The sequence below is a fragment of the Thermoactinomyces sp. FSL K6-2592 genome (genome assembly GCF_038006465.1).
Lineage (GTDB): Bacteria > Bacillota > Bacilli > Thermoactinomycetales > Thermoactinomycetaceae > Thermoactinomyces > Thermoactinomyces vulgaris.
On sequence record NZ_JBBOVH010000001.1, the window covers coordinates 1473676 to 1496560 of the forward strand.

Genomic DNA, 22885 nt, shown 5'->3' on the forward strand with positions numbered 1-22885 from the left:
AGTTAATAACGGTTTGAAATTTTTCAGGTGGGTTAAGGCTGATTATCAGGTGGAGGTTTATTCCGATTGTGTCAATGCAGCAATGCATGCTTCCCGTATTTCCCACACTTTTCTCCAGTCCTTAATGGGTACACTCGGGGATGTCACCCAGTGTTTCAAATAATCTTGATGAAACCGGTTTTTTCCTCCCCGATTCCTTCGGGTGTAATCTCTTTTTCAACCAAAAATGATAGGGGGGTCCCATTTGTTTGACCGGTCAGACGCGTGAAATCCAAATACTGTCCCTCAAACCGCAAATAACAATTTGCTTCCGGGAGCTCCTTAAGGCCGTAACGTTCCAACACCTTGCCGACACCGGGGGTGTTGTCCTCATTCATCAAATAAATGCCGATCATCAACCGGACGGGCATGTTGTTTTCCTCCGCCAAGATGGCCAACAGCGCGTGCTTCATACTACAGGTCCCTTTCCCCTCGCGCAAGACCGATCGCGCATCTGCCCGGTTGGCATTTCGCCCGTAAGGCAACGCCTGCAAATAACAGGCGGCTTTTTGGAACGTTTGAACACCCAAAGACTGAAACGCTTGGGACATTTCTCCTGCCGGTTGCAGACAAAAATCCAAACGTTGTTTAGCTATTCATTTCCTCACCCTCACAAATAAGATCCATTTGATTTAATCATACTTTTTCGATATTCATTCTAAAAAGTTCCTTGAATAAAAATATTCTCGTTAACCTGATAGGGATAAATTGGAACGAAGTGATCTAAATCATCGCTTGATCCGGAAATGCGAGGATTGTCCGTTTTCCGTTTGTTGATTTTCTGTGCAGGGGCATTGTCATGAATTGATCAGGGAGATGAGAGGGGGAAGAGATTTGACCGCCAGTCTGGAAAGCACCGGGGAATTTTTGGCAACCGTAGCAAAGAATCCTGAACGTGGTTTTGAATTTAACATACCGTCCGATCTTTAGTCTCTGAGATGGGTCAGTTTCTCTTAAGGTGCAACAATGAGTAAAGCAAATGGACATTAAAAAAGGAGCCGTTTGCGGCTCTTTTTTAGTTAAGAGGTTCCACAATGGATGCAATTAAACAGATTCGTTCGTTCCCGTTCCTAAAAGGGGACGTGGGTTTCAATTCCACAATGGATACAATCAAACCCCTTGCGTAAACACCAGTTATATCAAGCACTTTAAGTGTATCAAAAATCAAGATTTGCAGCAAACCACCGGTTGTGTCCGGCAAAGTTTCATGCGGAGGGCGATTGATGTTTAAAGAAGCTGCCAGACGAACGGGCAGCTTCTTTAAAATCAAAGGTTTGATATGTTCTGCTGTCTCAGCCGGATAAAAACTTTCCGCCACACCACCCATGAAGCAGCTCCCAGGATCACTGAGGTGAGAATGCTTCCTTCAATCCCGAAAGGGCCGCCGTGGAACCATTCGGGGCCGTGTGTCGTCGCGTGAAGAAGCGGGAAGGACAGGCTTTGTCCGCTCACAGCCAATCCGAAAACCGAGCCTTGTGCCCAGTTCCAAACAGAGTGAATGGCGCAAATTCCCCACAGGCTTCCTTCGTTTAAAACGTGACCGACGGCAAACAAGCCGAACAGACTGATGTTCAAGAAAGAAATCACGTTGATCCCGTCATTTAACAAATGCATGGCGGCAAAGAACAGAAAGGAGGTGCCCACCGCAATCCAGAATGGTGCGCGCATGGCCATGACAGGGAACAACCAACCGCGGACCACGATTTCTTCCGTTGCGCCCTGGATGATGAAGGTGATCATGGAAAGCAGTAAAATGAGAAGCGCGGGGAGATGGATTTTCGTGATCTCAAAGGTCAGAGAGCCGGTGATCCAAAGGAGGAACACAGGGGCGGAAATGAGCAAAAAACCCCACATCCACCCGGTTATGTACTTTTTAAAAGCCCTCTCTTTCGTAAAGCCGATGCTGGAGACCGGCCGTTTCTCCACCAACCGGACCCAGGCGAAAGTGAACAGTGCGGTTCCGCTGAAGGAAACGATCAGTTCCAAATGAAACCAAACACTTTGCATCAGCGGGGAAACAGGGGGCGGAAACAAAATGAGAAAGAAGATCCCGAGCCCACCGAAAAAAAGGAAAGAAAAGGCGATGACCGGGGCCAAAACCGGATGAATTTTTCTTTCGCCGGTTGCGGCCAGTTTTAACAGGGTAAACGTTTGGAAGTTCATAATCGGTCCTTTCGAAAAGTAAAATTTTCAATATAATCTATCATATATGAAAACGACAACAAAAACCATCGGTGATCCTTTTTCTGTCTAATCGGTCAAAAAAAGTGTATACTAGTAGGGGATAGAAGAGAAGATTTTTTCTGACAACTGGGGGACTATCAGTGTTTAAAAAACAAAAGACGAGTTTGTATTCCAAAACGTTGATGGATATTACATCCTTGATCGTGGAGGCGGCTGAGCTGTTTCGCGAAAATGTGGAAAACCTTGAACAACGGGAGCAATATGGAGAGAGAATCAAACGCCTCGAGTCCAAAGGGGATGAATTTGTCCAGCTTTTGATTTCCCAATTGAACAAAGAATACTTCCCGCCGATGGACCGGGAAGATATTTTCCAATTGGTGGCCAAACTGGATGATATTTTGGATGGCATTGAGGCTTGTGCCGAACGTTCGTTGTATATCGAGAAGACAACACCGCAGCTGATCCGGTTTGCGGATATTTTGGTGCAAACGGCCAAAATTTTGCAGGAAGCATTCACCTCATTAAACGACCGCCGGTTCGAAGCGCTTCATAAGGCGACCATTGAAGTCAATTCCTTGGAAAGTGAAGCGGATCAATTGTTGCGGGACAGTCTGAGCGAATTGTTTTTTGATCCGAAAGATGTGGTCTTGCTGATCAAAATGAAGGATATCTATGAGCGGCTGGAAAAAACAACCGATGACGCCGAAGACATTGCGGATGTTTTTGAAAGCATGATCATTAAATACGAATAAGGAACGGATAAAAAAACACCGGCTTTACGGCCGGTGTTTTTTATATAAACAGGCGGACAATTTGGGTGATGGTGAAGGTGACGGCAACCGCGATGGCGGTGGGAATCAGTGCGGCCAGGAGAGACCATTTGACGCTTTTGGTTTCTTTATAAATGGTGAACAAAGTGGTCCCGCACGGATAATGAAGCAGGGAAAAAAGCATCATATTGAGTGCCGTCAGCCATGTCCATCCGTGGTCGAGCAGGATTTGTTTCAGATCGGCCAACTGATCAACTTCCACCATGGAGCCGGTTGCTAAATAACCCATGAGCAGGATGGGAAGAACCACTTCATTTGCCGGCAATCCGAGGATAAAGGCGAGCAAAATGAAACCATCCAGTCCCAGCGCATGTGCAAACGGGTCCAACAAGCGGGCGGCATGTTCCAGAATGCTGGCCGAACCCATATCGATATTGGCCAGGATCCAGGTGATCAAGCTGGCCGGTGCGGCGATGATGACGGCCCGTTTTAACACAAACAAGGATTTATCCATGGTGGCCCGGTAAATGGTGTTCCAAAATTTCGGCCGCCTGAACGGCGGGAGTTCCAACGTGTAATGTGTGGGAACCCCGCGAAGTGCGGTTTTGGACAAGGTCCATGACACAAAGAGCGTGACGACAATGCCGAACAAAACCAGTCCCATCACCACGGCGGCGGTGACCATGGTGCCGATGCCGGAGCTGAAACCGGCTGCCATGAATAGTGATGCCAAAAGGATCAGAAGGGGCCACCGGCCATTGCAGGGAACAAAATTGTTGGTCAAAATGGCCAGCAAACGTTCCCTCGGGGATTCAATGATCCGGGTGGAAACGATGGCCGCTGCATTGCATCCAAATCCCATGGCCATGGTGAGGGCTTGCTTGCCGTGGCCGCCGGATTTTTGGAAGACCCGGTCCATATTGAAAGCCACTCTGGGCAGAAATCCGAAGTTCTCCAACAGTGCAAACACAGGAAAGAAGATGGCCATCGGCGGCAACATGACGCTCACCACCCAAGTGGTTCCCCGATAAAGCCCGAACACCAAAAGATCATGAAGCCAAACGGGGGAGCCCAAAGCCTGAAGGACTTGGGAAAGAACCGGTTCCCCCGCGCCGAACAGACGGGCCAGGGCTTGGGAGGGAAGATTCGCTCCCCAGATGGTCATATAAATAATCAAGCCCAAGATGGCCAGCATGATCGGAAATCCCCAAGTCCGGGAAGTCAAAATCCGATCCAGTCTGGCGTGGGAGGGGGGGATCCGGTGTTGCCGGGTGTAGCGAACGCTTTCCTCGCACAGTTGATGTGAGTTTTGATAAATCCGGCTGACAATCTCGTCGCGGATATTTTCGCTTCGTAAGGATTTGCTCTGTTCCATCAAATGATCCAATTCGCCCAGAGGAAATGCGGATGAATTTGCCATGATCCTTTCCTCCTTTTGTTTAGCCGTGAGCACGGGTGGCGCGGGCAGGTGGCTGTTTTCGGGCAAATTTTTGTTTTAACACCCGAAGCAAAGACTCATCGCCCTCCAACAAGCGCAAAGCGAGCCAGCGGGCGGGGAGGGAGTCGCCGAATATTTCTTTGATTTTCGGTTCGATGCGTTGGATATGTCTTTCAATATTCTCGCTGTACTCAATCCGGTAAGGTCGGGTGATGATTTGTCCGCTTACCATCTTGTGCAAGGTGTCAAGCAACCGGGTGATGCCTTCACCGTTGCGGGCGGACATTTTGACCACCGGAATGCCCAGTTTGGACGCGATTTTTTGGTCATCGATGACAATGCCTTGCTTGGAAGCCTCGTCGATCAGGTTAATGCACAAAATGACCCGTTCGGTCATCTCCAAAACTTGCAAGGCCAAATTCATGTTCCGCTCTAATGAAGTGGCATCGACGACGACCATGGTCACATCGGGTTGTTCGAAAATGATATAATCGCGGGCCACTTCTTCATCGGCGGAGTTTGAGAACAGGGAATATGTTCCGGGCAAATCGATCAAGCGATAGTCGTTTCCTTTATGGTGAAAGGTTCCTTCGGCAAGTGACACGGTTTTTCCCGGCCAATTTCCGGTATGCTGGTTGAGTCCGGTCAGGGCATTAAAAAGAGTGCTTTTTCCCGTGTTTGGATTTCCGGCCAGTGCAATCCGGTATTCACTCATTGGTTTCATCTCCCAATTTTTCACCCCATATTTTTTGGCTCTCTTCTTTTCGGAGTGCGATGGTGGATTGGCTCACCCGATAGGCGACCGGATCGCCCAAAGGACTTTGATACAACACTTCGACCAACGCCCCCGGAATGAAGCCGAGATCCAGCAGTCTGCGCCGGAGGACGCCTTCCACACGGATTTCCCGGATGCGGAAACGATCCCCCGGCTTTGTATCAAAAAGAGTATGATGATTCATTTTTTCACACCTGCTCTTTTTTTCTATTGAGACAAATTTGTTGGTTTAGGGCAACATTTAATTTAAAGAAAATCAATTATACTATATAAAGTATATATAACTGTAGATATAAAATCAATATGGTTTTGCAAGATATGTATCGTCTTTCACGCCGTTTGTCAGGAGGTTTGCGTTTGGTGCGATTCGAGTGATACCATTTTATGTGGTATGATGACAATGTGTGTCACATCCCTTTCACTTTTGTGAAGATTATCCATAAGGGATTTCATGGTAAGATAAAATACGGAAACAGGCTCTTGTTCAGAATGGAGGGATTCCGTGTCTGCGTCACAAATTTTATTCCAAATCTTTTCGTATCCCAGCAATTGGAACTATCAATTGAATCTGCTTTTCATCCTGATTGCGGTGGTTTATTTGTTGATCACTGGTCCCTTGCGGCATCGGTTTAAAGATGCAACTGAGGTGAAAGGATCGAAGAAAGCGGTGTTTCTGACCGGCTTGATTGTTTATTATTTTGCCGTGGGAAGCCCGCTGGCCCTTTTGACGCATGAGTTATTTACCATGCATATGCTGCAAATGGCTTTGATGTTTTTTGTGGTTTCACCTCTTTTGTTGATCGGGATTCCGGTTTATTTATATCGTGCTGTTTTTCGCATCAAGCCGTTGAAAGCGGTGTTTTCGTTTTTGTCCCGTCCGTTGTTGACGGTGTTCCTTTTTAACGGTTTGTTGTCGTTGTACCATGTGCCGGCGGTTTTTGATACGATCATGAACAGCGAGGCGTTGCACGTGATCTCGCACACGCTCCTGATGGTTGCGTCCCTTTTCATGTGGTGGTCGATTGTATCGCCGGTGCCGGAAATGGATACCTTAAGAGACAGGCATTTAATCAAAATTGCGTTGATTCTCGGGGGGACGGTCTTGATCACTCCGGCTTGTGCACTGATTATTTTCACGGATACGGTTTTATTTGAAAGATTTCAAGAGACCTCCCAAATGCTGCCGCTGTTTGCTCCGCTGATCGACCAGCAATTGGGCGGGGTCATCATGAAAATCATCCAGGAGATTTCCTTTATGGCGGCCATCGGCACCGTTTTGGCCGGCTGGTTTAAAAGCGAACGGAAAAAAGACCAGGAAGATTTGATGCAAATTGAAAAGGAGCGGCAACTCAGATTCTCCGAAAATCAAGTGTGAAGGTGTGAAACATGAAGAAGATCCGAATTGCAGGTTTGATCGCGGGAAGTGCCATCTTGCTGGCTGCCTGCGGATCAAACGGAATTGGGCCCAATCAAAGCGGACAAGTGACGGAAGGGCCGGAAAAAGTGTATATGCAGCACTGCGCCAATTGTCACGGTGAACAATTGCAAGGAGGGTACGGCCCGGCACTCAAAGAAGCGGGAAAAAAATATTCTGAAGCTGAAATCTTGACCATTATTCAAAAGGGAAAAGGAAGCATGCCTTCGCAAGGCTTTATCAATGAAGAAGACCAAAAACAGCTGGCCAAGTGGCTGTCGGAGCAATAGGGACAACGTGTCTTTCATCAACCTGTCAGGGGTTGATGTTTTTTTATGCGCAGATGGAAGCCGGATGAATATAATGGTACGGAATGACAAGAAAGAGCAAAGGTCGATCGCAATGGAAGAAAAAAAGAATTCCTTGTTGATCCGGTTTCCCTCTTCGATTCCTTCCGCATACATGGCGCAGTTTCCGGCCGGACAAGGGATCCCGGCAGCCGACAGTCGGGAAGCATGGTCCTTGATCAGCCGGGAGCCGGAGTGGACGAAGGTGGAATTGGTGAATCCCCCGGCGGCGGTGTTAAAGCGGTTGCTGGAGGAAGGCCGGAATCCTCAAAACATCGTCTTGTATTATGATCATTTGCCCCAAGCGGAAGAGGGAACGTTTCTCCGTTCTTTCCATGTCCGGGTTCCGTCGCTTTGTTTTTATTATTTCTTCCGGCAACGGGAGGTGGACGTGGAGCTGATTCATCCACAGCCGGTTGAACCGCTGAAAGGCTCCGGGGACGGGGAAGAGGCCCCAAAAGACTTGAAGATGAAAAACAAAGTATGCTTGTGGATCGATGACCGGTTGGTTGCCCCGCGTTATCGCAAAGGATTGGCGCTGACGGTTTTGAAAGTGCTCAAGCAGTCGGATGATCTTGAAGTGATTTGGGCCGGGCCGCACCGGGAGGATTTTGATCAGCGGATCCGGGTGGTTCCTCCGGAAGAAGCAGACCGGAAACATCTTTGGCTGGCGGCAGATATCGTGGTGACATTGAGCCCGGTTGCCCAGTCGATGGCCCCGCTTCATGTCCGGTGTTTGGCGAATCAAAAAGCGGTGATCACGGATGACCGGGGGGATCATGGGGAGTGGGTGAATCATGCATTGACCGGCTTCTTATTGAGTCAAAAAGGAATGTTTCCGGAGTTGCGCAGGTATTTGCTGCGGTTGTTGCATCAGCGGGATATGCTGATGCGCTTTCAGCAAAACGGACCGCTTATGGTTGAAAAGGTGCTGAAGAAAAGATGAAACCCGAAGTCAGTTTGATCATTCCCCACCAAAACGATTGGAAACGCATGCGGGTTTGTCTGGAAGGGATTTTGGCGTATACCCATGCGGAATATGAAGTGATCATCGTGGATCATGCCCCGGGGAAGATCCCGGAAAAATTCCTGCAACGCCCTCCGTTTACGGTCATTCAACATCAACCGGATTTGGGGCGGGCCGCTTCACTCAACTTGGGAATGGAAAGGGCGAGGGGAGAGTACATTGTCTGGCTGAGCCCTTATGCCGTTCCTTCACACCGTTGGTTGGCACAGCTGCTTGCCGTTTTCAAAGCGAGGGAGTGGACGGGGATGGCGGGGCCAGTTACCAATCGCGGAAATGCCAAGCAAAAATTAAGCATTCCCTTTAAAACCATCTCCAAAATTCACCGGTTTTCCAACCAATTTAACCACAGCAATCCCACGAGGTGGAAAGAGACCGAGGTGTTGTCGGGATTTTGTGTGTTGTTCCCGCGGAGGCTGGTTGATGAAATCGGATGGCTGGATGAACGGTTTGGAGATGGTATCCACGCGGAGGCGGATTATTGCCGGCGGGTGCGGAGAGCGGGGTATTCTTTGATCATCGCCGCCGATACGTATGTTCATCAGCTGGCAAAAAAACCGTTGAGCAAAGAAGAAGTGCGGGATCAGATCAAAATCCGCAAACAAAACCAGAAATATTATGAGTACAAGTGGTTTTATTTACAAGATCACAATGGAGGCCAATCAACGCTTCATCCGTAAAATACAAACCTTGGCTGGTTTGTATTTTTTTTATCGGGTTATATATATTTCGGGGTTTGCAATCAGCCGGAAAATGGCTGCTGGACAGGCTGTGTCGAAAGGGGGATCGGGGGATGATTGGTGTTTTCATGGTCGTGATCGTGTTATTGGGCGGAATTCTTTATCTTTTCCTGAGTCCGAAGGTTCCGTCCATCAGTCCGGATGATTTGAAGAAGGTCATGGAAAACAACCATAACATATTAATCATTGATGTCCGCGAAAAACGGGAATATGAGTCCGGACACATCCCCGGAGCAGTCCATGTTCCGTTGCGCCAGCTGGAACGTCTCAAAAAAGAGGCAGATCAACAAGAAAACGGCGGGGGAGTGTATATCTACTGCCGCTGCGGTTCCCGCAGTGCGATTGCCGTGCGTGAATTACGGAAGCTCGGGTGCCGGAATGTGTACCTGCTCCGGGGCGGGCTCATAAATTGGAACGGTCCGGTCCAAAAAGCTGAGGAAAAAACAGATGAATAAAGGGGCGAGTCTGCGGGAGGGGTGTATGATGGAGGAAGACACAGTCCGATATTCCGTGATTTCAGCCAGGCAGACTTTGATATTGGCGTGGTGAATTGATGTGGATTGCGGAGGGATGCATTGCAGTTATTTAAAACTTGTTTGTAACACAAACTATCTGTTGAAACAAAATTTTTATTGAAACATTTACCGGTCGTTTGTGAGGTTTTAAAAACACTGGTTAAATTGAAAAACCTCTGGTTGTGAAAACCAGAGGTTGATATTCTAAAGAATCGTTTACCACCAGGAGCTGCATTGATATGATGTATCACTGAGGATACATACGCGGAAGCGGCGGTTCGGGTCGCTGGATGCCGGATATGCCCAAGTGGTAATGGTGGATGTTCCGGAAGTGATATAATCATACGTGCCAATGGTTTGTCCGCCATCAAAGCTGACATCAAAGAAAAGGGTATAGCCGGGGCTGGAAGTCGTGAGCCTTCCCCAACCGTATTGTTGTCCGTTGTAGTAGCCCACTCTTAATTCCGCATTACTGATGGTGCGGACGGTTGACCGGTTTGTCGTGCAATCAGGGTCCGAAAGCCAGCCATTGTAAATTTCACACGCTTGCGCTCCAACGTCTGCCGCATGCGATACTGCCGGCACTCCCAAAAATCCCATCACCGCCACCATGGCAATCGCAAACAGTCGTTTCAATCCAAACGCCCCCCGTTAAATTATACTGAAAATTCAAAACACACTTATAATTATAATCTTTATCGGATGGATTGTATAGCATAATTTTCAAATTTCTGAAAAAATGTCAAAAAAGGTTGCATCAGCCGCCATATTAAAAGAGCGTCTGTTTACTTCAACGCGGTTGGATTTTCCGGACCATGTCATTGAACCGGAAGCGAAATCGATTATACTATACAAAGATGTAAAGATTTTCTAAGGAGGATATGATCATGAATCATTTAATGAATGGCAAAAATGTTGTCATCATGGGGGTGGCGAACCAAAGGAGTTTGGCGTGGGGGGTTACCAAATCCCTGCAAGCCGCGGGGGCTAATTTGATCTTTACATACCGGAAAGAACGTTCTTATCAAAAGCTGACTTCTCTGTTGTCAGAGGCTGGAATCGATCCTTTGCTCATTGTTCCGTGTGATGTTTCCGACGATGCCAGTATTGAAAACGCCTTTTCCGAAATCGAACAAAAAGTCGGGACAATCCACGGCTTGGTTCACTCGATTGCATTTGCCGACAAGGATGAGTTGTGCGGGGAGTATGTGGAAACTTCCCGTGACGGGTACCTGATGGCGCAAGAGATGAGCGCATATTCACTGGTTGCAGTGGCCCGGGAAGCAAAAAAACTCATGAGTGACGGTGGGAGCATTGTGACGCAGTCCTATCTCGGGGCCGAGCGGGTCGTGAAAAACTATAACGTGATGGGCGTTGCCAAAGCGGCATTGGAAGCCAGCGTAAGGTACTTGGCAGAGGATCTGGGGAAATATAACATCCGGGTGAATGCCGTATCCTCGGGGCCGATTCGGACCCTTTCCGCAAAAGGCGTTTCCGGTTTCAACGACCTGATGGGGATCATTGCCGAAAAAGCGCCGCTGAGAAGAAACGTGGATCAAAGCGAAGTCGGGGATGCCACATTATTTTTCTTAAGCCCCTTGTCCAGAGGGATTACCGGGGAAGTGCTCCATGTCGATGCGGGTTATCATATCATCGGGGTATAGACGGATTTGCGGTTAAAAGTTAACCGTGTCATATCAATTAAAACCAGTTTGCGATGCAAACAACATAAAAATACCCAAATCTTCTTTTATAAGAAGAAAACCTACAAACCGGCTGTCCATCGGCACAGGAAAGCCGGTTTGTTTTTTGGAAAAAAGATTAACCGGCAGAGACTCCTCCGTCGACGATCAGGATGTGTCCCGTTACATAGCCGGCTTCGTCGGAGCACAACCAAGTTACGGATCGGGCGATGTCATCCGGGTCACCGATCCGGTGGAGGGGGATTTTGGATTCATATTGGCTTGGGGTGAATCCTGTTTGCTTGAAGACTTGTTCCAGCATCGGGGTGCGAACCGCTCCCGGGCAGATGGCGTTGATCCGGATGTTGGATTGGGCATATTCCAAGGCGGCAGATTTGGTTAAACTGATCACTCCGCTTTTGCTTGCCGAATAAACGGCTGCGTTCGGATGGCCATCCAATCCGTTGATGGAAGAGATGTTTACAATGGTTCCGGATCCTTGTTTTCGCATCTGGCGGATCTGATGTTTCATGCAAAGCCAGATTCCCTTCAGATTGATTGCCATGGTGCGGTCAAAATCTTTTTCCGTGGTGTCGGCCAGAGGTGCCAATTTCCCGCCGGTACCCGCCGCATTGCATGCGAAGTCCAAGCGCCCGAAGCGCTCCATGGTTGTTTGGATCATTTTCCGGACTTGCTTGTCTTGCGAAACGTCGGCTTGAACCGCAAGGGATTCTCCGCCCAAACCCCTGATCATTTCTTGTGTTTCCTCAATGTTCTCTTTCGTCCGCCCGACGACCACGACTTTTGCGCCTTTTTTGGCAAAAGCCAGGGAGGTGGCTCTTCCGATTCCCGACCCCCCGCCGGTCACCATGGCCACTTTTCCGGCAAATGGTTTCATCTGTTCATCCCCTTGAAAAAACAAATGATTAGCAATTATAAAAATCGTTATACTGATTGTATCTTATCATGTATGAAAAAACCTGAATGAAAAAAGTACCCTTTTTGGATCCAGGAAAAAGAGCAAAACTGCCTCATACTCATTCACAGGAAAGAGAGGGGACGGATTTGGTGAAAGACGATTGGCATAATCCGGAGTTTGCGCTTTACTGGGATCAAACCGCTTTGGCAGAAAACCCGACCCGGAAGGAACAGATGGATCTGCTCATCTTTCTGCTTGAGCAAAAACTTTCTTAAACGCAACCCTTCTGGATCTGGGGATCGGATCGGGACTGATCGAGGAGAAATTGTTGGCCCGGAGGCCGGATATCACGGTTATCGGAATCGATGCTTCCAAAGCGATGCTGGACTTGGCCCGACCACGGTTGGATCCGGCGCGTTGCCAATTGATTCAGCATGATATGGGCGACACCGATACACTTGCCGTTCCAATGGTGCAAGCAGTCATAAGCGTTCAGATGCTTCACCAACTGCCGCATGACAAACAAAAGGCAGTGTACCGCTTCGTCCATCAACATCTTGAGCCAGGGGGGGCTGTTCCTGATCATGGACCGCATCCAATTGCCGGATGAGGCTTTGCATCCCGACTGCGCGGACATGTGGGACTGGCTTGAACGGAAAACGGATTATCCCGGCGGAACAACGGGGGAGGAATTTCTTGATAAATTCCAACACAAACATGATCACCCGGCAGGATTGGAAGAGCATCTTCGTTGGCTGCGTGAGTCCGGATTTACCGGTGCCTGTTTGCATTTAGCTTTAAATCGCGCCTTGTGGGTCAGGGTGAAAGTGTGAGAAAAGCATTGGAGAAGGAAGGACGAAGTTCCGCATGGATTGCAGAGAAGGCATCACAGACGAACGGTTACCGAATCGTTTTGGCCTCAGACAGAAAATCATGAAGAAACCATCGGATTAATTCCAAACAAGTTTGTAACACAAATAAACCAAAACGCTTTTCTTTCTGCAATCTGCAAGTTAAATGCTCACGCAACCGATCAAGTCGGACAATCCCATGATATATGAAAAGCAATGAACATCTTGCCGGGAAAATTGACTGTTCACCTGACAATGAAACGCCCGCCATGTAAAAAAGGACTTGGGAAAGTATCCAAGTCCTTTAAAAATGCCTAAAGAATAAGTAACACAGAATTCATGATCTACGACCCGCTCTGCCAGAAGGAAAAAGATATGGAAAGAAAGATATGGAAAGAATGAATGTAAATACGAAAGTTATGGCGATTGCAGGTCCTGTAATGGAAGAAGTTGAGCAAATGGAAAAACAATTCAGGCAGGTTACCAGATGAAGAAGAGAGTTAAAAAAAGAAAGGCAAAATAGAAGTTCAATTCACTTTATGAAATAAAAAAACACACCAAAAGAACCCAATAAAGCTTTATTGGGTTCTTTTTGAATAATTAAAAACGCTTTATTTCATTAATCGGGATTACAATGATTTTTCTATATTCTAACTCATAATACAAATAAGCCAACATTTCCTCGGGAAATTCAATATCCTTTTCATATAACATATATTCAATATAGGTTTCAGCCCATTCATGATGATCTTCAAAAAGCTCCCGTACTCTATTTTTAAACAATTCATCCATTTTATCTTTTTCATAACGAGGCTTCGGAACGCCTTGCCAACTAAGAAGGTCATACCCAAAATGCTCGACTAAACCCATATTTATTGACCGATTATAGACATTCTCCAAAAATAACCGATCATGGATGCCGACTTTTCGAATAAAAAATTGTTTTGCCTCTTGTGAGCTATTCGCTTCTACAATAAAGCATTGATTGTGTATTGTGTTTTGATTGACTTGTTCCCCTTCTATAACCAGATAAGAAGCCATCAAATTCACTCCTCAACAGAATTTAAATAAAATCTGAAAATGATAATTACATTTTATACAATGATATAATGAGAGTATATCCGAAATGCCAATAAGAAGCGATAAGAATGCCTAGAGTCAAACCAAGACCAGAATGGATCGAACTGGAGTTAAAAGAAGAAGGAAAGCCAGTCCGCAGAAATATCTCTTGCTGACTATCTTGGTGTATCGAAGCGATGATCAGCTTCGATATGGTCCTAATATAATTGATCGGTACTTGGCTGCAACGGATAAAGGTGGAACGTCCAAGCGCCAGGACAAAAACCTTTTTGGGACTTATCTCGAACTTTCCCCTTTGTTTATTTTCAGCCATTTTTCCAGTTCCATATTGGGGAATTCATCTGCGGTATCGATTTGAAGCGGAGAAATTAGTTCTAAAAGATTTCCATCAGGATCTTTAAAATAGACAGCTGCATGTGCGTGAGGAACGTTTGACAATACAAGAGGTTGTCTATCGGGTGAAAATTCAAAGAAAGGACTCACTTCAACCCCAATCGATTGTAACCATTCTTTTGCTTTTTTAATGTCCTCTACATAAAAGGCAATATGACGTAAAGAAACATGATAAGGCGTATGAACTTGTTCACATTGCCATAACCCTAACCAACTCTTGCTTTTTTGAATCCAAAAAAAAGCTAAATTTTCACTACGGTGAGCCAATTCAAGACCTAAGTTTTTATAAAACTCAATTGAACGATCTAAATCACTGACAGGCAAATGGGCTTCATATAATCCTTGAATCATTTTGTCCCCTCCCTCAATATCCGGAATAGCCGAAGGTAATAAAAATCAGAAAAATGAGGTTACTCAATCGATAACATATTTACTCACCCAGTCTTATGATATTCTAATACCCCCTTAAATATATTTTATAAACATATTTATTTATTAAATATAAAAATAAAAGAGAGCAACGCTGTCTTCCATCCCACGATTCAAACACTTCCCGGGGAATTCAGGATTGGTTCGATTGTCCAAGCGCCGGGACAAAAAACGTTTATCAGTAGGGATCCCAAGCAAATTTTAAAACATATCACAATACAAGATGAAATAAAGAATTTTGCTTTGAAAAGGAGGTGGGCATTGCGACCGAGGTTTGAATTTTTCATCTGCTTTGAAAAGGGCCCGGACCTGGGATAAAGTCTCTTGGACCTTCCAAAGTAGCAAAATTTTCTTTGGTCAAAAGAAGAAAGTCCGGTTATCCGTCGAAATCTCTTGAAATTCAAGAGCCAATGCGGTTCAAAAGTACCCGGAATTTTTGAAGATGAATCTAATCCAAACTGGATTCAATGAACCTTTAGATATTATCATCGCTGAAAACCCTTGACAAAAACTAACAAAACCCTGCTGATGGCAGGTTTTTTTAATGGAACACATGTCAATGGCGGATACTTCTGGGAGATCAAGCACGACCCGGAGTTTGAGGGGTATAAACCGTTTGACAGTTGATCAGTTTGCGGAAGCCCGGATGGAAGAGTTTTATAATGCGTTACGTGCTTTAGTTGTTCCCGAAGAAATGATATCCCATCGCATACGCGTCGTTTCTTGGAGACCGGGCGTGAATGGTTACTAGTTTCCCGAACTCCTACATTTAAGCGGTGGGGTGTTACTGCAGAACAAATTAAAGAATTGCGGTCTCCTATAAGCGAGGTAAGATTTGTTAATCCAAGAGGACAACATGGTAAAAGAGGATCTACGACGGCTCATAATGAATTAATAGAAATCATTGATACCTCTCCGGATTTCGATACATTTAAGAGACGTCTTCAAAATTGGGCAAATTACCGGCTTGAAGGTGGAGCTGAAGCTTTACCAGAAGGTCTTAGGCCATAATCTTTAGGAGGAGAGCAAGTATGCAGAAAGAAGGATTTGTGTCATTGTTTATTGGCAACATGAGTTCATCTGAGGAACTGGATCAGTATGTTTTAAAAGAGTATACAGAAGACGGAGATGCCATACCTTCTCAGTTCGAAAAGGACTTTGGCATAGATTACTACGATGAGGATTTTAGAGAGGTTGAATTTTATAAAGAACCATTGGATGACTTACGTAATCTCCTTGAGGGATTTTCTTATGATGAGGAAATAGTTTGGAAGTTTATAGATCTTTGTGGTGTTTATTTAGATCATAAAGTAAACTCTGTGATTTTACTTTATAATTTTCAGTATACCGGTACGATAAAGAGGGCGAATCAGTTTCAATTTTTGGGTGCAGTACAATATAAATCGTAATCAAATAATGAGATCTGGCTTCATGCTTAGATCTCATTATTTTAGGATACTTATGGGTTCGTTTCCGCTATATTTGGCGTAATATATGAGGAGGATTTCTCCCTTTAATCGTCCCGATTGCACAGAAGCAATTGAGAAAAAAGACTTTTAGATGATTTCCAAAGCCGATACAATGAAGTCTTTCATGACTTCCAAAGCTGATATTCTGAAATCATCAAACCCTTTCCCATGGTCATTTTTGGCTGTGGGATTCTTTATTTTGTTAAAGCACAGTTCATTTCACAGTTCAAACCACAGTTACACAGACAACATTATAAATAACTATAAAAAGAAAAATATAAATAATTAAGACTAAAAAACAAAATGTTTTTTAGTCTTGAATCAAGGTTTATTTAACAAGTCTTTTTATAAGAAATCAATCACGAAGAGAAAAGGGTTAAAATAAAAATTCTTCATTCATTCAACTTTTTTGCTGTGAGAATCTTCAAGTCAAAAAATATATAAGTCAAAGTTTCGCCAGCGAAGAGGTGGCCGCCACCTGCACGAACGTGACACAATGGCATTTTCGTTCACTGTGAAAGTGGCGTGCCAGGAGATTGACTAAAGAAAAAGGAGGTTATCGTATGAAAAAATTAGACGAGAGACAAAGCCGGTTCATTGAATCCAGTTTGGAATAAAAAAAGACCGTCCGATATGGACGGTCTTTTTTTATGCATGCAAAAATACATGCTGATCCAATATTAAAGTTCCCGGGTATTTTTCATAACCACTCGACATTTGAATTTCAAGAGGTTTCGGTGGTTATCTGGACTTTCCTCTTTTGAAAAGTAACGTAAGATTTTTTGTTACTTATTAAATCTAGCCAATCCGTTCCATCATTCTGACGGAACCTTGTTTGGTTTCTCCTTTTGTTTATGATCATCACGGTGGGAACAGGTTCCTGGGTTCATGCCCTTGTTCATGCTGACGGGGGTTTTGATGTTCCTGAAATCAATGATGATTTTAATCAATTTGAGCAAAAGACTCCGGTTCAGAAGGAACAACCCGTTCAGCCTCCACCAGTTAAGGAAGAGAAAGGATTTTTCGATTCTGTTACCGAATCATTGTCAAAGGCAGGAGATTGGTTCGGGGACAAAATTTCCGGAGCATGGGAATGGACCAAGGTAAAAAGCGTCTGCCTTTTGGGATTGGTTTACTGAAATTTGCTCCAAAATAGCAGAAGTCGTAATTGATACACTGTCTGCAGTTTGGGACTGGATCGTCAAATTTAAGGAATACATAGCGTTTGCCGGTGTCCTGATTTTGGGCATTGTCTTGTGCATCTTTGCCACACCGTTAGGGATTGCCGTACTCAGTGGTATGGCTTTGTCATTTGTGATCAGTATGGCCCTGAATGGTTGGGAAATTAACAAAATGACCTTCTTGGAAGCAGCCATTGGCGGCCTCTTGGGATTGATCGGAGGAGACATCACTGCAGGAGCTTCCCGGGGATTGGCGAGTGGCATCGGGCAAAAACTGATCATGGGTGCCAAAAATTCCAAATTCTTGGGTCCTGTTCTTCGCGGAGGACAGAAACTGGTTTCCAAGATGCCTGCTCCCATTCAAAAAATGTTTACCAAAGGCGGATTCATCGGAGCAGCCGAGGGTGCTGGAACCAGTGTGGCGGACGATATCCTGCATGGGCGGAAGATCAATTGGAAAAATGCCGTTTTGGCAGGTTTTTTCGGAGCCGGTTCTGTCGTAGTGGTTCATTTTGCCCAGCCAGCGGTCAATAAAGCCGTCGCATCAATGGAACCGGTTTTGGCCAAAACCCCGATTGTCAAAAATCTTTTCACCAAAGTTGACGATTGCATTGCTGCTCGGCAAACCGGAGGATATCATGCCTTCTTCCTGGTGGTTAAACCCGGATGTGTTGATACAGGCATAACAGACCTACTAAAAAGTGATTTGAAAAAATGGAGAGAAACAGTAGGTACTGATTTAAATACGATTGCTGTCGCCAGAACGGATATTGAAGGTTTGGAAAATAAAGTGTTTGAAGGTGCTTCTACACGAGTTATAGAAGCAGCACCACCAGCAGCTGGATTAGAGCCTTTGGATCCGAATAGAAAAATAAAAGCACCATATGATGAAAACAATCCTTTCCTTAAACAATACACCAATCATGCTGAAGAAATGATTGTTAATAAGTTTGCTGACGCTGTTGATGATTTATATCCAAACCTCCTCGATGTAAAAGGTAAACTATATTTACATCAATCTAATCCAAAAGGTATGTGGAGCATGTAAAGCAGGGTTTGGAAAAAGCTCTAAAAGACAAGGGGTTTTATACCAACTTAGTAAGTGGTATCCAAATCTTGAGATCATTGTATCATCTGAAGTTAAAGAGGGGCAAAAAGTAACTAAGAGTCATTTTTTTATAGTAAAAGATGGTAAACAATATGATTATCCGGAAGATAGGAGGAAATAGAGTATGAGATGGTATGAAAAGGTAAACATAGATGCGAAAGCAGCATATTTTTTAGCGTTATCAGACAAAATAATAGATAAACTTACTCCTTATGAGAATTGGTATTCAATTGCGAGAAGTACCCTTGATTTGTGTTGGGAATGGGTCGAGGATAAGAAGGTGGATGAAGATGATATTTATATGAAAGTTAACGATGAAGATGAAGGGTTCTTTATGGTTGGTTTGGCTGAAATCGATCCTTTTCAAGGAAATTCACAGGCGGAATCTGCTTATTGGTGTATCTTTGGTGCTGTAAGTTATGTCATATGGCTGGGTCATATCTTGAACAACAAGGAAAATGAACTTCCACAAGAGCTTGAAAGTTTAGATGATGAATTCAATGAACAGCGTTTCATGGAAGAAATAAGAAAAGTAGAAGGATACCGAGAAGAATGGTCCGAGTACTTAAAGCAATACCTGTTGGAAAACTATCCGGCAGGCAGTGATAGGAAAATTAAGAGAGAAGAATTGTTGAGATTGATTGCATAAAAAAATGATTAAGTGGAAACATTTCCGCTATATTTGGCGTAATATATGAAGGGGATTTTCCCCTTTTAATCGTCCCAATTGTTCAGAAGCAATTGAGTAAAAGACTTTTTGATGATTTCCAAAGCCGATACACTGAAGTCTTTCACGACTTCCAAAGCCGATACTCTGAAATCATCAAACCCTTTCCCATGACCATTTTTGGCTGTGGGATTCTTTATTTTGTTAAAGCACAGTTCATTTCACAGTTCAAACCACAGTTACACAGACAACATTATAAATAAATAACTATAAAAAGAAAAATATAAATAATTCCAGCTTAAAAAAACAAAACGTTTTTGTTTATTTATCAAGAGTTTTATAAGAAATCAATCACAGAGAGAAAAGAGTTAAAATAAAAATTCTTCATTCATTCAACTTTTCTGCTGTGAGAATCTTCAATTCAAAAAATATCAGTCAGAGTTTCGCCAGCAAAGAAGGCGGCCACCTGTACGAAGTTGACACAATGGCATTTTCGTTCACTGTGAAAGTGGCGTGCTGGGAGATTGACTAAAGAAAAAGGAGGTTATCGTATGAAAAAATTAGACGAGAGACAAAGCCGGTTCATTGAATCCAGTTTGGAATAAAAAAAGACCGTCCGATATGGACGGTCTTTTTTATGCATGCAAAAATACATGCTGATCCAATATTAAAGTTCCCGGGTATTTTTCATAACCACTCGACATTTGAATTTCAAGAGGATTCGGTGGTTATCTGGACTTTCCTCTTTTGAAAAGTAACGTAAGATTTTTTGTTACTTATTAAATCTGGCCAATCCGTTCCATTATCTCCACATGCCAGGACAATAATTAAAAGCCCTCTCCATATCCGGAGAGGGCTTTTTGTTTCAATCCTCTAGAAGAGGTGTAACCATTTTGACAGCATGCGTCTGAAACCCTTGACACGCTTGAGGTTCAATATCGTTTTTCGAGCACCTTCGTTTTTTAAAGAGCATTTTATGTATCAAGTCAAAACGAAGGTGGCTTTTTCCTTTATTTCATACGGGTTTCAGCTTTTACGAGCAACCCCGGGGATTTTTGACATATCAAGGCGCTCGATAAATCCTTGTATGAACATCAAAAATATCAACTAATTTCAGTCTACAAAAAAATAAAATTCTTGTAAACCTTCAGTTCTAATATTAAAGCCCTCTCCGGGAAATGGAGAGGGCTGTTTTTGTAATCCTCTAGGTTCATGCTGACATTTCTTTTTGTTTATCCTTGCGGAAGATTCCCATTAATCCTGCAATTACAAGGAACATGGTTGCTAATACATAGAATATCGAGATGCTAATTATTCCGCCGATCCCTGAAATCAGCATCAAAGTGCCGCCGATCTTTGGATTGATCTTTACTACAATTGCTCCTACGATTGCCAAGATGGAAAAAAGGAAAGCTCCCCAACCTAACCCGGTTACCTCCGATGTACCGCCTGAAACAGCCTCATCCACAGCTCCAAAAAAGATAGCAAACAGTGCACCGCCAAAACCGAAAATCCCACCGATAAGCCCCAGGACAAATTCTGTTGTCCGGCTCATTGTCTATCCTCCTTATTGCACTTTGATTTCAAACTCAACCTTGTTGGTGTTCATAAAATCGGATGACATCACTTCGCCTAAATCCATTTTGATTTCTTTGGCTGACTTGGGGTCCAGATGGTCATTATTATTGATCAAGAAAGTTAGAACGCCATTTTGTTTGACACCGCCAGCAATCTTGCCGTCAACCGAATCACCCATAAACATGTTGGCGTTTAATTGCTTATCGCCGACAACGATTTTCCCTTCTTGATGAGGCCGGGCATGTGACCGAAACCCCTGACACGCTTGAGGGTTAACACCGTTTTTCGGCACCTTCTTTGAGTTTGGAATGGGTAGACAGCACAAGTAACCTAAGGGATTGATGAACTGTTTGTTACGTATTATCTATATACAGGTCTTCGAGAAATTGTTTAAATGTATTCCTTACCACTACAACAGCTTCCGGATTAAATTTATTTTCACGGAAAAGATCCTGTGCTGCATGATTTGAGTCTACCCAAACAATAATAGGGTCATTTTCGTTATTGGCTGGGTAAAAGAAACAATACTGATTGATGAATCAAAAGCGAACGGAATGAGTTTGCCTTTGCTTTGAATTGATTCATCCTCATCCAATCTGACGTCATATTCTTCAATCATTTGGTCTGGCAAATAAAACCCATCCAGTTGAAGGGGATATGGGTAACCTTTTGCCTTTATGTATATTTCTCCTTCAAGATTTTCCGGCAAATCATATTGGCTGTAGAATCTTACAAAGTCTGGTGGCAATTTTATTCCACAATGTTCTTCTACTTCAGCCAATTCATCATCAGCAGGTTTCTCAGTTTCCTCTAATATCCGAAATTCAATCATATTTGTTTTTACCTCATTTTTTAAATGTCCAAAATTCCAAGAATGTCATCTTTCTTTATTTATTCAAGGCTTACACGTAATCAATGACCCGACACAGCCAAATCATATGATGGCGATCTTTTCCCCAGTAATCTTTGGCGATGTGATAAGGCTTGCCAAATTTCCTTAACCACTTTTTTTGTGCATGCATGTAACCGCTGTCCAAACAAAATTGTTCAATTCCGAATTGATGAAGCCGTTGCATCATGGAATGAATCAAAGCGGACGCCACGCCTTTTCCTTGAAAGCCGGGCAATACATAAAGACTGCCAAGTTCCCCGATGGACTCCAGCTTGCCACGGGTCAATTTTTTGATTTCACTTCCGCAAGGCCCGAAAGAAATCGTTCCGATCAGGCGGCCGTTCATTTTGGCAACCAGAAAGGAAATACCCGGGTTGGCATTCTCCAGTGAAGAGGTGAGCAGTTTCTTTTTGGAATCAATCTCAAAGGCCATATCATTGGTTAAATCTCCAAGGCCTTCTTTTTCAAAAGCGTCAATGATTGAGGCTTCAAACACGTCAAACGCTGCTTGGGTATCTTCTTTTGCCAGTTTGGCAATGGATAAATGATTCATCATATTGATTGTCCTTTCATGGAGAAGTAGGTGGGTTAAGACATCAAGTGGATTCAGTTGGATTGAAGCGGGGTTCTTGGAATTATTCGAATACTATGATACTGGTTTTATCTTATAAATGACGCTGAATGCCTTCAATGGTTTATTTGATAAATTTTTGCCTGCAGGTTGGAAGAAGGGGGAGATGATTAATTACAGCCGGCACTGGGGGCAATGGATTCAAGATAAAAACCATTATTTAATAAAAACAAGTTTGTAAAACAAACTAAATCAATAAAATACAAAGGACATAAAGCACACTTAGAGAAGTATATTTTGTTCGCATCAAGTTAAACAAAGGAATAAATCATCTTAAACAAGGAAAAGGGAGGAAACCCCGATGAAAATTGTTGTGATGAGCTTGTTGGTGAAAGACCAGGACAAAGCACTTCGGTTTTATACCGAAAAACTGGGGTTTATAAAAAAGGAGGATATCCAAGCCGGTGAATACCGATGGTTGACACTGGTCTCCCCGGAGAATCCGGATGGCACAAAATTGTTGCTGGAACCTGCCCATCATCCGGCCGGCAAGGAATACCAAGAGAAATTATATGCTGACGGGCTCCCGGCCGTTCAGTTTGGGGTCGCAGATGTTCATCAGGAGTATGAGCGTTTAAAAGAGAAAGGTGTGAAATTTACCATGGAGCCGACCAACATCGATGGAATCTCCCTGGCAGTATTTGATGATACATGCGGGAACCTGATCCAGATTGTCCAAAGTTGAAGGGGGCTTTTTGGTTATTTGTATTGCTTTCTAAGAGGTATTCGATCCAAACAGATTTATCACATTTACCAAAG

Annotated in this window: 28 protein-coding genes; 14 read left to right on the plus strand and 14 right to left on the minus strand. The window is 44.1% G+C overall.

The window, feature by feature from the left end; genetic code table 11:
• Nucleotides 1-155: 155 nt before the first annotated feature.
• From NYE37_RS07640 to NYE37_RS07650, 3 genes are all read right to left on the minus strand, one after another.
• Nucleotides 156-590 carry a transglutaminase domain-containing protein gene (locus NYE37_RS07640; protein ID WP_049720152.1) on the minus strand — a complete coding sequence of 145 codons (435 nt, stop codon included), beginning with the start codon at nucleotides 588-590 and terminating at the stop codon, nucleotides 156-158.
• 464 nt (nucleotides 591-1054) lie between these two features.
• Nucleotides 1055-1366 carry a hypothetical protein gene (locus NYE37_RS07645; protein WP_121874424.1) on the minus strand — a complete coding sequence of 104 codons (312 nt, stop codon included), beginning with the start codon at nucleotides 1364-1366 and terminating at the stop codon, nucleotides 1055-1057.
• A complete protein-coding gene (locus tag NYE37_RS07650) occupies nucleotides 1306-2202 on the minus strand; it encodes a CPBP family intramembrane glutamic endopeptidase (protein ID WP_049720151.1) in 897 nt (298 codons plus the stop codon). Before NYE37_RS07650 ends, NYE37_RS07645 begins: the two co-directional genes overlap by 61 nt.
• Before the next feature lie 161 nt (nucleotides 2203-2363).
• Between NYE37_RS07650 and NYE37_RS07655 the strand changes: the two genes are divergently transcribed.
• Nucleotides 2364-2975 (plus strand): DUF47 domain-containing protein, encoded by a 612-nt coding sequence (locus NYE37_RS07655; protein WP_049720150.1) that lies wholly within the window; start codon nucleotides 2364-2366, stop codon nucleotides 2973-2975.
• Nucleotides 2976-3015: 40 nt separating this feature from the next.
• Here the strand turns inward: NYE37_RS07655 and NYE37_RS07660 are convergent, their stop codons facing one another.
• From NYE37_RS07660 to NYE37_RS07670, 3 genes are read right to left on the minus strand one after another with little or no spacing between them, the layout of a single operon-like run.
• Entirely contained in the window at nucleotides 3016-4413 is a 1398-nt protein-coding gene (locus NYE37_RS07660) for a nucleoside recognition domain-containing protein (protein WP_049720149.1), read from the minus strand.
• A 19-nt stretch (nucleotides 4414-4432) separates the two neighbouring features.
• On the minus strand, nucleotides 4433-5146 hold the full coding sequence (locus NYE37_RS07665) for a FeoB small GTPase domain-containing protein (protein WP_037996032.1): 714 nt from the start codon (nucleotides 5144-5146) through the stop codon (nucleotides 4433-4435).
• Nucleotides 5139-5390 (minus strand): FeoA family protein, encoded by a 252-nt coding sequence (locus NYE37_RS07670; RefSeq protein WP_037996031.1) that lies wholly within the window; start codon nucleotides 5388-5390, stop codon nucleotides 5139-5141. Before NYE37_RS07670 ends, NYE37_RS07665 begins: the two co-directional genes overlap by 8 nt.
• A 318-nt stretch (nucleotides 5391-5708) precedes the next feature.
• On the opposite strand from NYE37_RS07670, the gene NYE37_RS07675 reads away from it, so the two are divergent.
• The 5 genes from NYE37_RS07675 to NYE37_RS07695 all read left to right on the plus strand — a co-directional run bounded on the left by NYE37_RS07675 (nucleotide 5709) and on the right by NYE37_RS07695 (nucleotide 9186).
• Complete coding sequence (locus NYE37_RS07675; RefSeq protein WP_049720148.1) at nucleotides 5709-6581, plus strand: cytochrome c oxidase assembly protein; 873 nt, start codon at nucleotides 5709-5711, stop codon at nucleotides 6579-6581.
• An 11-nt stretch (nucleotides 6582-6592) separates the two neighbouring features.
• The gene (locus NYE37_RS07680; RefSeq protein ID WP_037996028.1) at nucleotides 6593-6910 is read left to right on the plus strand and encodes a c-type cytochrome; all 318 of its coding nucleotides are present in this window, start codon (nucleotides 6593-6595) and stop codon (nucleotides 6908-6910) included.
• A 64-nt stretch (nucleotides 6911-6974) separates the two neighbouring features.
• Nucleotides 6975-7913: a hypothetical protein gene (locus NYE37_RS07685; RefSeq protein ID WP_131470927.1), complete on the plus strand. Its 939-nt coding sequence runs from the start codon at nucleotides 6975-6977 to the stop codon at nucleotides 7911-7913.
• Nucleotides 7910-8671: a glycosyltransferase family 2 protein gene (locus NYE37_RS07690; protein WP_049720147.1), complete on the plus strand. Its 762-nt coding sequence runs from the start codon at nucleotides 7910-7912 to the stop codon at nucleotides 8669-8671. Before NYE37_RS07685 ends, NYE37_RS07690 begins: the two co-directional genes overlap by 4 nt.
• Nucleotides 8672-8784: 113 nt before the next feature.
• Nucleotides 8785-9186 carry a rhodanese-like domain-containing protein gene (locus NYE37_RS07695; protein WP_062843046.1) on the plus strand — a complete coding sequence of 134 codons (402 nt, stop codon included), beginning with the start codon at nucleotides 8785-8787 and terminating at the stop codon, nucleotides 9184-9186.
• Between the two features lie 276 nt (nucleotides 9187-9462).
• Here the strand turns inward: NYE37_RS07695 and NYE37_RS07700 are convergent, their stop codons facing one another.
• Complete coding sequence (locus NYE37_RS07700) at nucleotides 9463-9882, minus strand: hypothetical protein (protein ID WP_049720145.1); 420 nt, start codon at nucleotides 9880-9882, stop codon at nucleotides 9463-9465.
• A 251-nt stretch (nucleotides 9883-10133) separates the two neighbouring features.
• Here NYE37_RS07700 and fabI point away from each other — a divergent pair, with 251 nt between their 5' ends.
• Complete coding sequence (fabI, locus tag NYE37_RS07705; protein ID WP_037996020.1) at nucleotides 10134-10910, plus strand: enoyl-ACP reductase FabI; 777 nt, start codon at nucleotides 10134-10136, stop codon at nucleotides 10908-10910.
• A gap of 157 nt (nucleotides 10911-11067) precedes the next feature.
• Here fabI and NYE37_RS07710 read toward each other — a convergent pair whose 3' ends face one another.
• Nucleotides 11068-11826, minus strand: coding sequence for a glucose 1-dehydrogenase (locus tag NYE37_RS07710; RefSeq protein ID WP_049720144.1), 759 nt, complete (start codon nucleotides 11824-11826; stop codon nucleotides 11068-11070).
• Between the two features lie 170 nt (nucleotides 11827-11996).
• On the opposite strand from NYE37_RS07710, the gene NYE37_RS07715 reads away from it, so the two are divergent.
• The 3 genes from NYE37_RS07715 to NYE37_RS07725 are packed head-to-tail and all read left to right on the plus strand — an operon-like array spanning nucleotide 11997 to nucleotide 12680.
• Complete coding sequence (locus NYE37_RS07715) at nucleotides 11997-12122, plus strand: hypothetical protein (RefSeq protein WP_255347193.1); 126 nt, start codon at nucleotides 11997-11999, stop codon at nucleotides 12120-12122.
• Between the two features lie 11 nt (nucleotides 12123-12133).
• Nucleotides 12134-12457, plus strand: a complete 324-nt coding sequence (locus tag NYE37_RS07720; RefSeq protein WP_082813494.1) for a class I SAM-dependent methyltransferase — start codon at nucleotides 12134-12136, stop codon at nucleotides 12455-12457.
• On the plus strand, nucleotides 12432-12680 hold the full coding sequence (locus tag NYE37_RS07725; RefSeq protein WP_037996011.1) for a hypothetical protein: 249 nt from the start codon (nucleotides 12432-12434) through the stop codon (nucleotides 12678-12680). The genes NYE37_RS07720 and NYE37_RS07725 overlap by 26 nt, the downstream gene beginning before the upstream one ends.
• A gap of 618 nt (nucleotides 12681-13298) precedes the next feature.
• Here NYE37_RS07725 and NYE37_RS07730 read toward each other — a convergent pair.
• Both NYE37_RS07730 and NYE37_RS07735 read right to left on the minus strand, forming a co-directional pair.
• The gene (locus NYE37_RS07730) at nucleotides 13299-13739 is read right to left on the minus strand and encodes a hypothetical protein (protein WP_049720142.1); all 441 of its coding nucleotides are present in this window, start codon (nucleotides 13737-13739) and stop codon (nucleotides 13299-13301) included.
• A gap of 315 nt (nucleotides 13740-14054) precedes the next feature.
• Complete coding sequence (locus NYE37_RS07735) at nucleotides 14055-14522, minus strand: VOC family protein (protein WP_062843043.1); 468 nt, start codon at nucleotides 14520-14522, stop codon at nucleotides 14055-14057.
• Between the two features lie 1109 nt (nucleotides 14523-15631).
• On the opposite strand from NYE37_RS07735, the gene NYE37_RS07740 reads away from it, so the two are divergent.
• The 3 genes from NYE37_RS07740 to NYE37_RS07750 all read left to right on the plus strand — a co-directional run bounded on the left by NYE37_RS07740 (nucleotide 15632) and on the right by NYE37_RS07750 (nucleotide 19007).
• Nucleotides 15632-16009 carry an immunity 22 family protein gene (locus NYE37_RS07740; protein WP_340711897.1) on the plus strand — a complete coding sequence of 126 codons (378 nt, stop codon included), beginning with the start codon at nucleotides 15632-15634 and terminating at the stop codon, nucleotides 16007-16009.
• A gap of 1302 nt (nucleotides 16010-17311) precedes the next feature.
• The gene (locus NYE37_RS07745) at nucleotides 17312-18298 is read left to right on the plus strand and encodes a hypothetical protein (RefSeq protein ID WP_049720140.1); all 987 of its coding nucleotides are present in this window, start codon (nucleotides 17312-17314) and stop codon (nucleotides 18296-18298) included.
• A 184-nt stretch (nucleotides 18299-18482) separates the two neighbouring features.
• On the plus strand, nucleotides 18483-19007 hold the full coding sequence (locus NYE37_RS07750; protein ID WP_037996000.1) for an Imm6 family immunity protein: 525 nt from the start codon (nucleotides 18483-18485) through the stop codon (nucleotides 19005-19007).
• A 1228-nt stretch (nucleotides 19008-20235) separates the two neighbouring features.
• On the opposite strand, the gene NYE37_RS07755 is transcribed toward NYE37_RS07750, so the two are convergent.
• The 4 genes from NYE37_RS07755 to NYE37_RS07770 all read right to left on the minus strand — a co-directional run bounded on the left by NYE37_RS07755 (nucleotide 20236) and on the right by NYE37_RS07770 (nucleotide 22048).
• Nucleotides 20236-20580: a DUF4064 domain-containing protein gene (locus tag NYE37_RS07755; protein WP_037995997.1), complete on the minus strand. Its 345-nt coding sequence runs from the start codon at nucleotides 20578-20580 to the stop codon at nucleotides 20236-20238.
• Nucleotides 20581-20592: 12 nt separating this feature from the next.
• The gene (locus NYE37_RS07760) at nucleotides 20593-20895 is read right to left on the minus strand and encodes a hypothetical protein (RefSeq protein ID WP_049720136.1); all 303 of its coding nucleotides are present in this window, start codon (nucleotides 20893-20895) and stop codon (nucleotides 20593-20595) included.
• 180 nt (nucleotides 20896-21075) lie between these two features.
• Complete coding sequence (locus NYE37_RS07765) at nucleotides 21076-21435, minus strand: SMI1/KNR4 family protein (RefSeq protein ID WP_049720135.1); 360 nt, start codon at nucleotides 21433-21435, stop codon at nucleotides 21076-21078.
• Nucleotides 21436-21505: 70 nt separating this feature from the next.
• Nucleotides 21506-22048 carry a GNAT family N-acetyltransferase gene (locus NYE37_RS07770; RefSeq protein ID WP_231564609.1) on the minus strand — a complete coding sequence of 181 codons (543 nt, stop codon included), beginning with the start codon at nucleotides 22046-22048 and terminating at the stop codon, nucleotides 21506-21508.
• A 379-nt stretch (nucleotides 22049-22427) separates the two neighbouring features.
• Between NYE37_RS07770 and NYE37_RS07775 the strand changes: the two genes are divergently transcribed.
• Nucleotides 22428-22811: a VOC family protein gene (locus NYE37_RS07775; RefSeq protein ID WP_037995994.1), complete on the plus strand. Its 384-nt coding sequence runs from the start codon at nucleotides 22428-22430 to the stop codon at nucleotides 22809-22811.
• Nucleotides 22812-22885: the final 74 nt, after the last annotated feature.

Bases quoted from the DNA above. Each gene is read 5' to 3' on its own strand.
- NYE37_RS07640 (WP_049720152.1), bottom strand. From the start codon at position 590: ATGTCCCAAGCGTTTCAGTCTTTGGGTGTTCAAACGTTCCAAAAAGCC.
- NYE37_RS07645 (WP_121874424.1), bottom strand. From the start codon at position 1,366: ATGGGTGGTGTGGCGGAAAGTTTTTATCCGGCTGAGACAGCAGAACAT.
- NYE37_RS07650 (WP_049720151.1), bottom strand. From the start codon at position 2,202: ATGAACTTCCAAACGTTTACCCTGTTAAAACTGGCCGCAACCGGCGAA.
- NYE37_RS07660 (WP_049720149.1), bottom strand. From the start codon at position 4,413: ATGGCAAATTCATCCGCATTTCCTCTGGGCGAATTGGATCATTTGATG.
- NYE37_RS07665 (WP_037996032.1), bottom strand. From the start codon at position 5,146: ATGAGTGAATACCGGATTGCACTGGCCGGAAATCCAAACACGGGAAAA.
- NYE37_RS07670 (WP_037996031.1), bottom strand. From the start codon at position 5,390: ATGAATCATCATACTCTTTTTGATACAAAGCCGGGGGATCGTTTCCGC.
- NYE37_RS07680 (WP_037996028.1), top strand. From the start codon at position 6,593: ATGAAGAAGATCCGAATTGCAGGTTTGATCGCGGGAAGTGCCATCTTG.
- NYE37_RS07685 (WP_131470927.1), top strand. From the start codon at position 6,975: ATGAATATAATGGTACGGAATGACAAGAAAGAGCAAAGGTCGATCGCA.
- NYE37_RS07690 (WP_049720147.1), top strand. From the start codon at position 7,910: ATGAAACCCGAAGTCAGTTTGATCATTCCCCACCAAAACGATTGGAAA.
- NYE37_RS07695 (WP_062843046.1), top strand. From the start codon at position 8,785: ATGATTGGTGTTTTCATGGTCGTGATCGTGTTATTGGGCGGAATTCTT.
- fabI (WP_037996020.1), top strand. From the start codon at position 10,134: ATGAATCATTTAATGAATGGCAAAAATGTTGTCATCATGGGGGTGGCG.
- NYE37_RS07710 (WP_049720144.1), bottom strand. From the start codon at position 11,826: ATGAAACCATTTGCCGGAAAAGTGGCCATGGTGACCGGCGGGGGGTCG.
- NYE37_RS07725 (WP_037996011.1), top strand. From the start codon at position 12,432: ATGGACCGCATCCAATTGCCGGATGAGGCTTTGCATCCCGACTGCGCG.
- NYE37_RS07730 (WP_049720142.1), bottom strand. From the start codon at position 13,739: ATGGCTTCTTATCTGGTTATAGAAGGGGAACAAGTCAATCAAAACACA.
- NYE37_RS07735 (WP_062843043.1), bottom strand. From the start codon at position 14,522: ATGATTCAAGGATTATATGAAGCCCATTTGCCTGTCAGTGATTTAGAT.
- NYE37_RS07740 (WP_340711897.1), top strand. From the start codon at position 15,632: ATGCAGAAAGAAGGATTTGTGTCATTGTTTATTGGCAACATGAGTTCA.
- NYE37_RS07750 (WP_037996000.1), top strand. From the start codon at position 18,483: ATGAGATGGTATGAAAAGGTAAACATAGATGCGAAAGCAGCATATTTT.
- NYE37_RS07755 (WP_037995997.1), bottom strand. From the start codon at position 20,580: ATGAGCCGGACAACAGAATTTGTCCTGGGGCTTATCGGTGGGATTTTC.
- NYE37_RS07765 (WP_049720135.1), bottom strand. From the start codon at position 21,435: ATGATTGAATTTCGGATATTAGAGGAAACTGAGAAACCTGCTGATGAT.
- NYE37_RS07770 (WP_231564609.1), bottom strand. From the start codon at position 22,048: ATGAATCATTTATCCATTGCCAAACTGGCAAAAGAAGATACCCAAGCA.
- NYE37_RS07775 (WP_037995994.1), top strand. From the start codon at position 22,428: ATGAAAATTGTTGTGATGAGCTTGTTGGTGAAAGACCAGGACAAAGCA.